Below are 13,104 nucleotides of genomic sequence, written 5' to 3'. Positions count from 1 at the left end.
GCTCGTAGCGCACCACTGGCGGCGGTGGCGTGAGGGGTGGCAGACGGCCCAGGCCTTGCTGGGCCAGGACACGGGCCAGTGTCGAACGGGGCAGCCCCAATTCGTCTGCAATGCGCGCCACGGGCCAGCGATTCCCCACCCGCTGCTGGCTGGCCCGCTCCCGATCAGAAATCGACAGCCGACGCCGGATCGCCACGGGGCGACTACTGCGATCCTGAAGACCCGCATCGCCTTCAGCCCGAAACCGCGCCAGCCACTTCCAGGCACTGCGCTCGCTGATGCAAGCCGCAAGAGCCGCATCGGCTACCGACCAACCCTCTTCCTCAATCCGCCGAATCAACTCCCGCCGCCCAGACACCGTCAGCCGCGCATTGCCGTGTATCCGCATCCAAGACCCCAATGAGTTCAAAGCTCATCAGAGTCCCCAGCACCCTCAAATCACTGAACAACGTGGTGAGAAACGACACCTAGCGCCGGGTAGCCGCTTGCAGGAGCCCCTGTTGCACCGCCTGCTGGGCCCAGGCCAGACGCCGCTGCTCCACCTCGGGGTCGACGTGCACGAAGCGCTCCACCGCCTCGCCGTGCATCAGGGTCACCATCACGTCGACGATGGCAGCGAAGTCCGGATGCCCACTCTGCTCCGGCAGCAGCTGTCCAGCCAGCGCCAGCACATCGGCATGATTGCTGGCCCAGATCGGGGCCAGGGCGGCGCGCAGGTCGGGATCGGTACGCGCCGCCATCATCAGCTCGAACCAGGCCTGATGGCTGCGCGACTGGCAGGTGCCGCGGCATAGCTCCAGGGCCAGGCGGATCGGGTCGTGGGCGTGCTGCTGGAGGCGGGCGAACTGCTGCCGGTAGCGATCCAGCAGGCCGTCGCCGACCTCCACCGCCACCCGCTTCATCAGCTCCAGCCGGCTGGGGAAATGGCGGAACAGACCGCCGTGGGAAACCCCGGCACGCAGGCAGATTTCCTGGATGCTGGTACGCGCATAGCCGAGCTCGATCAGCGCCTCGGTGCCGGCCTGCACCAGCTTGGCGATGGTGCTGCTGCGGCGCTCGGTCTGGGTGCGGCTGGCGGCTGGTTTGGCACGCGCGGCTGCTGCTCGCCGGGGCGACGCCGCAGCCGTTGCCGCGCGCCTCATGCCGCCTGCGCCAGCGGCAGACGCGGTGCGCTGCCGGCACCGGCCGGCACGCCGGCCGGGAGAAACTGGCCATAGCCGGCGGCGCGGCCGAAGTCGGCGGCGAACTCGCCGTGACGGTAGGCGATGCGGCCGTTGATGACGGTGGCGCTGACGGCGCGGTCGTTGCGGTTGACCATGCGCGCGAGTCCGTTGAACTCGGGGATCGGCGCCTCGGCATAGGCCAGCACGCTGGCGTCCAGGCCTTCGGGGTTGATTACCACCAGATCGGCGCGATCACCCAGGCGGATGTGGCCGGCGTCGATCTCGAACCAGTCGGCCAGCTCGCCGGTGAGTCGCCACACGGCTTTCTCCAGCGGCATGAAGGGGCGGCCCTCGCGCTCGGCGTCGTACACCAGCTTCAGCATCTGCAGACTGAAGTTGTAGAAGGCCATGTTACGGATATGGGCGCCAGCGTCGCTGAAGCTGATGATCGCGCCCTGATCCCGGACGATGGCTTTCAAGCGCTGCTTGCGGTGGTTGCCGATGGTGGTCTTCCAGCGCAGCTTCTTGCCATGCGCCACCACCAGATCGAGGAAGGCATCGACCGGGTGGATGCCCTTGGCATCGGCCAGCGCGCCGAAGCTCTGGCCGATCACGCTGCGGTCCGGGCAATCGACGATCTTGGCGTCGTGGAAGTCGCGGTGCCAGACCCGGGGGCTGAACTTCGATTCGTAGTTCTTGCGGAAGGCGCGGCGGTAGCGCTCGTCCTGCATCAGGGCATTGCGCTCGATCTCGTCTGAGAGGTGCAGGGCCTGCTCGCCGGCGCCGAACTCTTCGAAGATCACCAGGTCGATGCCGTCAGCGTAGACCTCGAAAGGGCAGGGCAGCGCCTGCCAGCGGAAGTTGCCGCGCAGCGCGCGGTTGCAGAAATGCGCCAGCCTGCCGACCACCCGGTGCAGCAGGCCGTTGCTTTTCACATCCATCAGGGTGATCAGCGTGGTCTTCAGCGGCTTGCGGACGTACAGGCCGAGGCTCTCCCAGAGGAAGGCGAACATGTTCACCTTGGTGACGATGTCCGGCGCTCCCTGGTGGATGCGACCGCGCCGGCGCAGGATGCGGTTGAGCCGGGTGTACTCGCTCCAGCGCGCGTAGGTGGTGGGCAGGCTCTTGCTGCGCTCGCGCTCGCCGTCGAGCTTGTCCCACTTGGTGGTCATGGTGGAGAGCCCGAGCAGGCCGACGTCCAGTGCCTCTTCGAGCACCTGTTCCATCTTCCGCAGCTCGGCCTCGCTGGGCCGGGCCTGGCTATCCACCGCGCGGTGCAGGCCCATGGTCGCGACGCGCAGGTCGGAGTGGCCCAGGTAGGCGGTGACGTTCGGCCCCAGCGGCATGGTCTGAAGGTGCTCGACATAGCCGCGCGGCGAGTTCCAGGTCTTGGTCCGCTTGAGCAGCGGCAGCACATGCTCGCGCGGGATCGACTCGACGCGGGTGAACATGTCCGAGCAGTCCTCCGGCTCCGAGCAGACCATGCCGATCGAGCAGGAGCCGAAGGTCACCGTGGTCACGCCGTGGCGCACGCTTTCCTTCAGGCCCGGCGCCGCCAGCATCTCGGCGTCGTAATGCGTGTGGGTGTCGAGAAAGCCCGGCATCAGCCACTGGCCCTCGGCGTCGATCACCTGGGCGCCGGCTTCCGGCAGCGGCAGGTCGGAGACGGCGGCGATACGGCCGTCGCGCACGCCGACGTGCTTGCGGGCGGAAGGGCCGCCGCTGCCGTCGAAATAGCGGCCGTTCTTGATGACCAGATCGAAATTGCGCATGGGTCTCCTCCAGCGGGTCTGCGGTCCGAGTTGGCCGCAGCTCATGGTTGCGCAGACTAGGTTAGAAACCGATCACTCGCAATCTTTGATTCGTTGGCCGGACTCCGCGCCGTAGCCGCTGTCGCCGACCGCCAAGGCAGAGCCCGGTTGCTACACTGCCGCGATAACGAATGGGAGGAGAACCCGTGGCAAAGACCTACAAGCTCAATCCGCTCGACGCCGCCTGGCTGATGGTTGAGTCCACCGACACGCCGATGCATGTCGGCAGCCTGACCATCTTCTCGCTGCCGAAGAACGCCTCGCCGGACTTCCTGCGCGACACCGTTGCCAGCCTCAGGCAGCACCGCAATTTCGCACCGCCGTTCAATCTCAAGCTGGTGTCGCCCAAGCTCAAGGGCGTGCTGCCGGCCTGGATCGAAGACCACAAGATTGATCTCGACTACCACTTCCGCCACAGCGCCCTGCCGGCGCCCGGTGGCGAGCGCGAACTGGGCGTGCTGATCTCGCGGCTGCACTCGCACCCGCTGGATTTCAACCGGCCGCTGTGGGAATGCCACCTGATCGAGGGGCTGGAGAACAATCGTTTCGCGCTGTACGTGAAGATGCACCACTCGCAGGTCGACGGCGTCGGCGGCATGAAGATGCTGGAACGCATGCTGTCCTCTGATCCCGAGGCCACCGACCGACTGCCGCCCTGGGCGGTCGGACGCGGCGGCGGCAGCGCGCGGCCGCGCGCCGTCAAGGCACCGCTGGCGGAGCGTTTGAAGAGTCTCGCCCTGGCGCAGGCGGAAACCCTGCCCGGCGTGATCAAGGCGCTGGGCGAAGTGGTCAGTGAAACCTTCAACCAGACCGACCCGGCCCACGCCGCGCCGTTCGTGGCACCGAAATCCATCCTCAACCGCAAGATCGGCGGCCAGCGGCGCTTCGCCACCCAGTACTACGAACTGGAGCGCATCCGCCGGATCGCCAAGGCGGCCGAAGTGACCGTCAACGATGTGTTCCTGGAGCTCTGCTCGGGCGCGCTGCGACGCTATCTCGACGAGATCCAGGCACTGCCCAATGCCCCACTGACCGCCGGTGTGCCGGTCAGCGTGCGCCCGGCCGACGACGGCGACAGCGGCAATGCCATCAGCTTCATCATCGCCAACCTCAATACCCATCTGGCCGATCCGCTCAAGCGGCTGAAGGCGATCCAGGAATCCACAAACATCGCCAAAGACAAGCTGCAGGCGCTGCCGAAGGCGGGCATCAACAACTACACCATGGTGTTCATGGCGCCCTACATCCTCAGCCTGCTGACCGGTCTGGGTGGTCGTACGCGGCCGATGTTCAACGTCACCATCTCCAACGTGCCTGGTCCGCGCGAGCACCTGTACTTCAACGGCGCGCGGCTGGAGCAGATGTACCCGATCTCCCTGCTCAGCCACGGTCAGGCCTTGAACATCACGGTGGTCAGCTACGCCGGCCAGTTCAACGTCGGCTTCACCGGCTGCCGCGACACCCTGCCGCACATGCAGCGCCTTGCCACCTACATGGCGGAGTCGCTGGAGGAACTGGAGCGGGCGGTGGAGAAGCAGCAACACAAGCGACGCAAGGTGGTCTGAACTTGCGGCAGTTAAGGGCGGATTCATGGCTGTTCCGCACTATCTGTGGACATTCCGTTATCTCTGGAGAAAGACAACAATGAAGATGAAGCCTCTGATGGCGATGGCTCTGGTTTCCTGTACGACTGCAGTTTTTGCAGCCGATGACCGGCCTTATTTTGGTTTGCAAGGCAGCTACATCTCTCCAGACCTTGATCGTCAGACCGATCAGGGGCTGGGCGCCACACTGCTGCTCGGTTTGCCAGCCGGTGACTATCTGGCTTCCGAACTCAACGTCTTCGGTTTGAAGACCGACCGTTTGAGTAGCACGGACTCGGAGCAATTGTGGGGCGCAGGACTCGACCTGGCGGTCTATCCCTTTAAACGCTCCGCCAGCTTTTCGCCATTCCTGCTGCTGGGCAGTGGCATGCAGTATGACGATCGTGCAAGCAACGATGGCTGGCACGGCTTTCTCAATGCCGGCGGCGGTGTGCTTTACACGGTTAATCAGCGTACCTCGCTGCGGCTGGATGCCAAGCGCTACCGGGTAAATGACAACGAGGTTGCGGCGGGCAACGCCCACCTGTGGGACACCCGCATCAACGCCGGTGTGCAGATCGCCTTTGGCGGCGACACGCCGCCGCCGGTGATTGCCGCTCCGCCGCCGCCCGCGCCGCCGGCCGATAGCGATGGCGATGGGGTGCCCGACAGCCGCGACCGCTGCCCGAACACGCCGCTGGGCAGCGTGGTGGACGCCAACGGCTGCCCGCCGCCCCCGCCCCCGCCGCCGGCTCCGAAGGACAGCGATCAGGACGGCGTGCTGGATCCGGTTGATGCCTGCCCGGGTACGCCTTACGGCATGAAGGTCGACGCCAGCGGCTGCGCGATCAAGACCGCCAAGGTGGTGCTGCACGACATCAACTTCGAGTTCGACTCGGCGCGGCTGACGGCTGCCGCCAAGCAGTCGCTGTCGAAGGTGGCGGAAGGCCTGCGCGGCCAGCCGAGCATGGAGCTGCTGATCGAAGGCCACACCGACTCGGTGGGTGCCGACGCCTACAACCTCAAGCTCTCGAAGCTGCGCGCCAACGCCGCCCGTGACTACCTGATCGGCGAGGGCATCAGCCCGAAGCGCCTGACTGCCGAGGGTCTGGGTGAGGCCAAGCCGGTCGCCAGCAACAAGACCAAGGACGGCCGCGCCGAGAATCGCCGCGTCGAGTTCAGCGTCACCAAGCAGTAGCCCGAAGCGGTTCGTCGCCAAGCCGCTCCGTGCGCAAGCGCGGGGCGGCTTTTTCGTGGCTCAGGGCGGCCGCTTCAGTTCAGCGGCGGCGCCGGTGGCCGGTCCAGCGGCAGCGGGCCCTCATAGCCCTGGAAGCGCCGCAGCAGAAACACCTGGAAGTCCAGCGACCAGCCCGGCACCACCGGCACATGGATCGCTTCCAGCGGCAGGGTCTCGAAGAAGCGCATCGCCACTTCGTCCGGCAGGCGCTCGTCGCGGGTGATGTAGAGGAAGTCAGCCCCGATCTTGTCGTCCATGCTGGTCACCAGATGGTAGTGGCTGACCACCTCGTGGCGCGGGTTCCACATCACCGCGTTGTCCGACTGCGGTCGCGCGTAATAGCGCAGCTCGCTCATCAGATCGCGCTGGTCGGTGAGCAGGATCGCACCCGGGTTGTCGATCAGCCGCTGGCGCACTTCGGCGCCGACCCGGTCCCAGCCCTGCACACGCTTGTAGTGGTCGCTCTTGCGGGTCAGCTCGATACCGGCCAGCCGGGTCAGCGCGTGATAGTGGTAGGCCAGCGAGGCGAGCGCGAGGTTCAGCGCGATGGCGCCGATCAGCAGTCGTCGGCGCTCCGCTTGCAGCAGCCAGGCCACCAGCCAGACTGTGCCGCTGGCATAGGTCATCGCCGCCCAGTTGGCATTGGCGCGGCCGAGCAGGGCCTGCAGGCTGATGATGAGCAGGAAGGGCAGGGCCATGCAGGCGAGGAAGCGCTGGCGCGGTTCCGCCAGCCACTGCCGGGGCCGCGCGATCAGCACGATCAGCGCGAAGAACAGCACCGGCCCGATGATCGCCGCCTGACCGAGCAGGAACTCGGAGAGTTCGTCGAAATGCAGCCCCGGCCCGGTTTCCAGATTGGAGATGTCGGCGGTGTGCTGAAAGGTCGGCCAGCCGTTCAGATGGTTCCACCAGAGATTGGGCGCGAAGACCAGCGCCGACAGCAGCGCCGCCAGATACAGGCGCGGATTGCGCAGCTGCGCGCGCAGGCTCGGCGTCAGGCCCAGGTAGAGCAGGGTCGAGACCGCGAAGATGCCCATGGTGTACTTGGTCAGCAGGCCGATGCCGCCGGCCAGCCCCACCAGCAGCCACCAGCGCCACTGGTTGTTTTCCAGTGCGCGCAGCAGGCCGTAGCAGGCGGCGGTCCAGCTCGTGAACAGGGCGACATCGGTGGAGATGATCACCGAGGAGAAGGCGACGCCGGGCAGCGTGAAGAAGGTCAGCGCGCTCCAGAACGCGACCCGGCGGTCGTACAGCCGCAGCGCCAGCGCGTACACCAGCAGCGTGGTCAGCGGGTAGAGCAGCAGCGCGCCGCTCTTGATCGCCAGCTCGCCGTCGCCGAACAGTTCGGTGGTGAAGGCGATGATCGCGGCGATCACCGGCGGCTTCGAGTAATAGCCCCAGGCCAGGCTCTGGGACCAGGTCCAGTACTGCGCCTCGTCGACGTAGAGATTGAGCCCGGCCCAGTGCAGGGCGAGCGCGCGGTAGACGCTGCCGATGAGCAGGATCAGCAGGAGGACAGGCAGGGGGGAGCGGGCGCTGGCGGTCATGAATCGGTGGTGGCCCGGGGGATGAGCCCGCGCGCAGGAGTGGCCTAGCGGCGGATTCTCAAGGGCGGAGCGCGGCTTCCGCAAGCCAGCAGCGCGCCGGGACCAGGCGGCTGCTCAGGACAACAGACTGCTGCGGTACTCCCCGGGTGTCTTGCCGGTCCACTGCTTGAAGGCATATTGGAAGGCGCTCTGCTCGGAATAGCCGAGCAGGAACGCCACCTCGGCCAGCCGCAACCTGGGGTCTTGCAGGTACTGCCGGGCGCGGATCAGCCGCACCTCGTCGAGCAGACTGCGGAAGTTGGTGCCCTCGGCGTCGAGCCGGCGTTGCAGCGCGCGTGGATGCAGGCCGAGCTCGCGCGCCGCCTCGTCGAGACTGGCTCGGCCCAGCTCCAGCTGGGCCATCAGCAGCTTGCGCAGCTGCTGCGGCAACTCGGTTTCGCCCTCCAGCCTTTGCAGCACCACCCGCGCCTCGCGCTCGGCACGTCGCCGCCAGCTCTCGTCGGCGAGCACGATGGGCGCCTGCAGGTAGCGCGCCGCGACCACGATCTTGTTCACCGGTGCATTGAAGTGCAGGGCGCCGCCGAACAGCTTTTCGTAGACCCGGGTGTCGGCCGGTGCCGGGAAGAAAAAATGGGCATCGCCCTGGATGTCCGGCCGGCTGGTCAACCAACGGGTCAGCGTCGCGCGCGCCGCCTGCATGAACTGCACCAGCGCCATTGGCGGCGTGCAGTCGTAGGGCCAGGTCCAGATCAGGTGCGCCTGGTCGCCGTGAATCTCCACCTGCGGCTGCCCGAACTCGCCGAGCAGCCGGATGTAGCGCGACAGCTGCGCTGCGGCGTCGGCGACGTGGCTGCAATTCATCAGCACCTGGCCGAGCACGCCCATGTGGCGGATGTTGATCTGCGCGCCGGCCTTGAGCGCCAGATCGGGATCGTCCAGGGCCTCGGCGGCGATCTCGAACATGCGCATCCACTCGCCCAGGCTCAGTTGCCCGCGCGCGGTCAGCTCGTCGAGCGAGGGCAGGGGATGGGGGGCATACAGCGAGTCCGGCTCCAGGCCTTGCAGGCGCAAGTAGTCGAGCAGCGCCGAGGCGTAGGCCGCGCTGACCACTGCGCTCTGGAAGCTCCCCCCGGTTCTTGTTGTCATTGTCGCGATTTCGTAATGGCTGTCGGCTTTTGTCAAGACGATGCCGAGCCCGGCGCCCTAGCCTCCGCCGCGATCACAAAGCCGCTTGCGAGTGGGCGGAGGGCCTTGATGCCCAGTGACAGAACCGCTGGAGGAGACCCAGCACGGAGCGCGCCGGTCGTGGCCCTGGAGGCCAGACCGTGGTCTGGAACCCGTTCCGGCCTGGACGATCCGCAGCGACGTCCAGTCACGGACGCCGCCAGCGCCGGCTCCCACCAGCTCAGGACTGCCCGTCGGGCGGTCGTCGTGTTTTTGGGGAGCGTGCATGCATCACAACCACAAAGGCCGGCTGACGGCGCTGCTGCTGGCGGCGCTGATCGCCAGCGGCTGCGGCTCGCGCAGCGAATTGCCCGCTGACGCCGGGGCCGGCGGCGGTCCCTCGCCGACCATCAAGGTGCTCTCCAACCGCGCCGATCTGCTCAGCGGCGATGACGCGCTGGTCGAGGTGGTCTGGCCCGAGGGCGTGGAGCCGGCGCGAGGACTGGTGCAACTGAACGGCCGCGAGGTGAGCGAGCGCTTCGTGCGCGACGCCCAGGGCCGCTACCTGGCCCTGCTCACCGGACTGCGGCTGGGCGAGAACACGCTCAGCGCCAATGCCCCGGGCAGCGCGACAGCGCGCAGCACCCTGGTCAACCACCCCAACAGCGGCCCGGTCTTCTCCGGCCCGCAGATTCCCCGTCATCACTGCCAGGAAACTGCGGTCGATGCCGACTGCAACCAGCCGGCCGAGTACAGCTACCTCTACAAGTCCAGCAAGCCGTCAAAGAACGGCTTGCACCCTTATGACCCTGCGAATCCGCCGGACGATGTCGCCAGCACCACCACCAACGGGGGCGTGAGCCTGCCCTTCATCGTCCGCCTGGAACGTGGCTACCAGGACCGCGACGAGTACCGCATCCTCACCCTGTTCCGCCCCGAGCAGGACTGGAAGCCCTGGGCGCCCCAGGATCAGTGGAACCGCAAGCTGGTGATCACCCACGGCGGCAGTTGCGGCGCTTCGTTCTCGCCGGGCACCGCGCCGCTGGAGGACTACTCCGGCACCATTCCCGAGAACCCGCTGCTGGAACAGAGCTATGTGACCGCCCTGGGACGTGGTTACGCGGTGCTGTCCACTGCGCTCGACAACGGTGGCCACAACTGCGACGTGGTGCTGCAGGCGGAGTCGCTGATGATGGCCAAGGAGCGGCTGGTCGAGCAGTACGGCGAGCTGCGCTACACCATCGGCACCGGTTGCTCCGGCGGCTCGATCACCCAGGCGACGGTGGCCAATGCCTATCCGGGCATCTACCAGGGTCTGCTGACCATGTGTTCCTACCCGGACACCTTCAGCGCCGGCCTGCAGTTCGCCGACTACCACCTGCTGCGCCTGTACTTCGAAAGCCCGGCCAAGTGGGCGGCGGGTGTGCTCTGGCTGCCGACCCAGTACGGCGATGTCGAGGGCCATCTCACCCACCTCAACGCGGTGGTCGCCGACGAGGGCCTGTTCAAGGGCGCCACCGAGCCCACCGGCGACTGCTACGGCGAGGGCAGCTACCACCCCGAGACCAACCCGGGCGGCGTGCGCTGCGGCGTGATCGACGCCATGCTGCACATCTTCGGCGCGCGCGAACCGGAAGTCTGGACGCCGATGGAGAAGGCCGCCGGCCGCGGCTACGCGGCGCTGCCGCTGGGCAATGCCGGCGTGCAGTACGGACTCAAGGCGCTGCAGCAGGGGCGTATCACCCCGGCGCAGTTCGTCGATCTCAACGCCAAGATCGGCGGCCTGGACATCGACATCAAACCCCAGGCGGAGCGCACCGTGCCGGATGCCCGCGCGGTCGCCAATATCTACCGCAGCGGCCTGATCAACGTCGCCAACAACCTCAACACGGTGCCGATCATCAATTTCGTCGGGCCGGATCCCGGCATCGCCCACGACTCCGTGCACGCTTGGTGGACGCGCTGGCGCCTGGACCGCGAGCACGGCAACCACGACAACCATGTGATGTGGGCCGGGCCGGTGCCGCTGATCGGCGATTTGCAGTACGTCTACCAGGGGCTTGAAGCGATGGACAATTGGCTGGCCGCCATCGAGCAGGACCGCAGCGAGGCGCCGATCGCCGAGAAGATCGTCCGCAACAAGCCGGCGGCCATCCACGATCAATGCAGCGACGGTCTGGGCCAGAAGCTGCTGGACGCCGTCTGCGTTGATGTGTTGCAGCCGCTGTACGCCTACGGCACGCCGCGCACCATGGCCGGCGACGGCATCACCGGCGACAGCCTGCAATGCGTACTCAAGCCGTTCAGCCGCGACGACAACTACGGCCTGATCCCGTTCACCGAGGCGCAATGGCAGCAACTGGAGGCGACCTTCGCCAGCGGCGTCTGCGACTACAGCCAACCGGTGCCGGGCATGCAGCCGACCCAGACCTGGTTGCGCTACCACGACGATCAGGGCCGGGTGATCACCGGCGGCAGCCCGCTGCCGCCAGCGCCGGCCGATTCGCGGGGCGGCTGGTACAGCCCGGCCTTCGTGTACTGAGCGGCGGCGCGCGCCGGAAGGTGGCGGCGGCCGCCTTCCGTGCTCTAATTCGCGCCTATGCGTAATCCCTACGAGCTGTACGCCGGCCTGCGCTACACGCGGGCCAAGCGGCGCAACCACTTCATCTCGTTCATCTCCCTGGCCTCGATGCTGGGCATCGCCATCGGCGTGATGGCGCTGATCACCGTGCTGTCGGTGATGAACGGCTTCGAGCGCGAGTTGCGCACGCGCATCCTCGGCATGGCCAGCCACGCCACCATCTCGGCGCTGCGCGGCGGGCTGGAAGACTGGCCGGGCGTCGGCCGGCTGGCGGCGCAGAATCCCGCCATCGAGGGCATCGCGCCCTACATCGAGGGCGAGGGCATGGTGAAGCAGGGCAGCGACCTTTCCGGCACCCTGCTGCGCGGCATCCTGCCGGAGGAAGAGGCCAAGGTCTCCGAGATCGCCCAGCACATGAAGGTCGGCGAGTTGAGCGATCTCAAGGCCGGCGAGTTCCGCATCATCCTCGGCCGCGAGCTGGCCACCAGCCTGGGCGTGGAGGTGGGCGACAAGGTCGATCTGATGATCCCGCAGGCCAGTGTCACCCCGGCCGGTGTGCTGCCGCGCTTCCGCCGCTTCACGGTGGCCGGCGTGTTCCAGATCGGCATGTACGAATTCGACCGCGGCCTGGTGCTGATCCACCTCGCCGACGCGCAGGCGCTGTACCGCATGGGCGACACGGTGACCGGCGTGCGGCTGAAGCTGCACGACCTGTTCCAGGCGCCGCAGGTGGCGCGCGAGCTGGCCAGCCAGTTGCCGGGCATCTACTACGTCAGCGACTGGACCCGCCAGCACGCCAACTTCTTCCGCGCGGTGAAGACCGAGAAGATGGTGATGTTCATCATCCTCTCGCTGATCGTCGGCGTCGCCGCCTTCAACATCGTCAGCACCCTGGTGATGGTGGTGCAGGACAAGCAGGCCGACATCGCCATTCTCCGCACCCTGGGCGCGCAGCCGCGCAGCATCATGGCGATCTTCATGGTGCAGGGCTCGATCATCGGCATCGTCGGCACCCTGCTGGGGGTGGCCGGCGGCATCGCCCTGGCGCTCAATGTCGAGCGGCTGGTGCCCATCCTCGAAGCGCTGATGGGCCAGCAGTTCCTGTCGCCCGATGTCTACTACATCTCCGACCTGCCCTCGGAGCTGAAGTGGAGCGATGTCAGCCGCATTGCCGGCCTGTCGCTGGCGCTGGGTCTGCTCTCCACCTTGTATCCCGCCTGGCGCGCGTCCCGCACCCAACCGGCGGAGGCGCTCCGTTATGAATAACCCCCAAACCACAAGCTCCCAGGGCGAGGGCGGGCAGGGTGGCGGCAACATCATCCTGCGCGCCACCGCCCTGTCGAAAACCTTCGACGACGGCCGCCTCAATCTGACGGTGCTCAACGGCGTCGATCTCTCGGTCGCGCGCGGCGAGCGCATCGCCATCGTCGGCGCTTCCGGCTCCGGCAAGTCCACCCTACTGCACCTGCTCGGCGGTCTCGACGCGCCCAGCGCCGGCGAGGTCTGGGTGGCGGGCGAGAAGATCAGCGCGCTCTCCGATGGCGAGCGCGGCGCGCTGCGCAATCGGGCGCTGGGCTTCGTCTACCAGTTTCACCACCTGCTGCCGGAATTCAGCGCGCTGGAAAACGTCGCGCTGCCGCTGCTGATCCGCCGCACGCCGCACAAGCTGGCCTATGCGCAGGCCGGCGAGCTGTTGCGGCGTGTCGGTCTGGGCGAGCGCCTGGAACACAAGCCGGGCGAACTCTCCGGCGGCGAGCGCCAGCGCGCCGCCGTGGCGCGCGCCCTGGTGACCCGGCCGGCGGCGGTGCTGGCCGACGAGCCCACCGGCAATCTCGACGTGAAGACCGCCGAGACGGTGTTCGAGCTGATGCTGGAGCTCAACCGCGAGCTGGGCACCAGCCTGGTGGTGGTCACCCACGACCTCAAGCTGGCGGCGCGCATGGAGCGCCGCTACACCCTGGTGAGCGGCCGGCTCAGCGAGATCGAATAGGCATACGCCGTTTCTACGGATGTTGCCA

The 13,104-nt window shown here is 67.2% G+C and carries 10 protein-coding genes; 5 read left to right on the top strand and 5 right to left on the bottom strand.

The features are described 5' to 3' along the window. The 3 genes from ED208_RS13590 to ED208_RS13580 form a co-directional block, all read right to left on the bottom strand. Positions 1 to 388: leucine zipper domain-containing protein (locus ED208_RS13590; RefSeq protein WP_148044764.1), on the bottom strand; the 388-nt coding region annotated here is incomplete at its 3' end. A gap of 79 nt (positions 389 to 467) precedes the next feature. Further along, positions 468 to 1,142 (bottom strand): TetR/AcrR family transcriptional regulator, encoded by a 675-nt coding sequence (locus ED208_RS13585; RefSeq protein ID WP_123212458.1) that lies wholly within the window; start codon positions 1,140 to 1,142, stop codon positions 468 to 470. Then, positions 1,139 to 2,935: an N-acyl-D-amino-acid deacylase family protein gene (locus ED208_RS13580; protein ID WP_123212457.1), complete on the bottom strand. Its 1,797-nt coding sequence runs from the start codon at positions 2,933 to 2,935 to the stop codon at positions 1,139 to 1,141. The genes ED208_RS13585 and ED208_RS13580 overlap by 4 nt, the downstream gene beginning before the upstream one ends. A 185-nt stretch (positions 2,936 to 3,120) precedes the next feature. On the opposite strand from ED208_RS13580, the gene ED208_RS13575 reads away from it, so the two are divergent. Both ED208_RS13575 and ED208_RS13570 read left to right on the top strand, forming a co-directional pair. Beyond that, complete coding sequence (locus tag ED208_RS13575) at positions 3,121 to 4,539, top strand: WS/DGAT/MGAT family O-acyltransferase (RefSeq protein WP_233575072.1); 1,419 nt, start codon at positions 3,121 to 3,123, stop codon at positions 4,537 to 4,539. Between the two features lie 79 nt (positions 4,540 to 4,618). After that, the gene (locus ED208_RS13570) at positions 4,619 to 5,755 is read left to right on the top strand and encodes an OmpA family protein (protein WP_158608558.1); all 1,137 of its coding nucleotides are present in this window, start codon (positions 4,619 to 4,621) and stop codon (positions 5,753 to 5,755) included. Between the two features lie 74 nt (positions 5,756 to 5,829). Here ED208_RS13570 and ED208_RS13565 read toward each other — a convergent pair whose 3' ends face one another. Continuing rightward, on the bottom strand, positions 5,830 to 7,341 hold the full coding sequence (locus ED208_RS13565; protein ID WP_123212454.1) for a glycosyltransferase family 39 protein: 1,512 nt from the start codon (positions 7,339 to 7,341) through the stop codon (positions 5,830 to 5,832). Positions 7,342 to 7,455: 114 nt separating this feature from the next. Beyond that, the gene (locus ED208_RS13560) at positions 7,456 to 8,487 is read right to left on the bottom strand and encodes an AraC family transcriptional regulator (protein WP_123212453.1); all 1,032 of its coding nucleotides are present in this window, start codon (positions 8,485 to 8,487) and stop codon (positions 7,456 to 7,458) included. Between the two features lie 304 nt (positions 8,488 to 8,791). Here ED208_RS13560 and ED208_RS13555 point away from each other — a divergent pair, with 304 nt between their 5' ends. The 3 genes from ED208_RS13555 to lolD are packed head-to-tail and all read left to right on the top strand — an operon-like array spanning position 8,792 to position 13,076. After that, positions 8,792 to 11,047, top strand: coding sequence for a DUF6351 family protein (locus ED208_RS13555; RefSeq protein ID WP_123212452.1), 2,256 nt, complete (start codon positions 8,792 to 8,794; stop codon positions 11,045 to 11,047). A 57-nt stretch (positions 11,048 to 11,104) separates the two neighbouring features. Further along, the gene (locus ED208_RS13550) at positions 11,105 to 12,352 is read left to right on the top strand and encodes a lipoprotein-releasing ABC transporter permease subunit (protein WP_123212451.1); all 1,248 of its coding nucleotides are present in this window, start codon (positions 11,105 to 11,107) and stop codon (positions 12,350 to 12,352) included. After that, positions 12,345 to 13,076 carry a lipoprotein-releasing ABC transporter ATP-binding protein LolD gene (gene lolD / locus ED208_RS13545; protein WP_123212450.1) on the top strand — a complete coding sequence of 244 codons (732 nt, stop codon included), beginning with the start codon at positions 12,345 to 12,347 and terminating at the stop codon, positions 13,074 to 13,076. Before ED208_RS13550 ends, lolD begins: the two co-directional genes overlap by 8 nt. Positions 13,077 to 13,104: the final 28 nt, after the last annotated feature.

It is taken from the genome of Stagnimonas aquatica, from assembly GCF_003730135.1.
GTDB lineage: Bacteria > Pseudomonadota > Gammaproteobacteria > Nevskiales > Nevskiaceae > Stagnimonas > Stagnimonas aquatica.
Note: the sequence above shows the minus strand (reverse complement) of the source record. Positions and strands in the feature narration are given on the sequence as shown.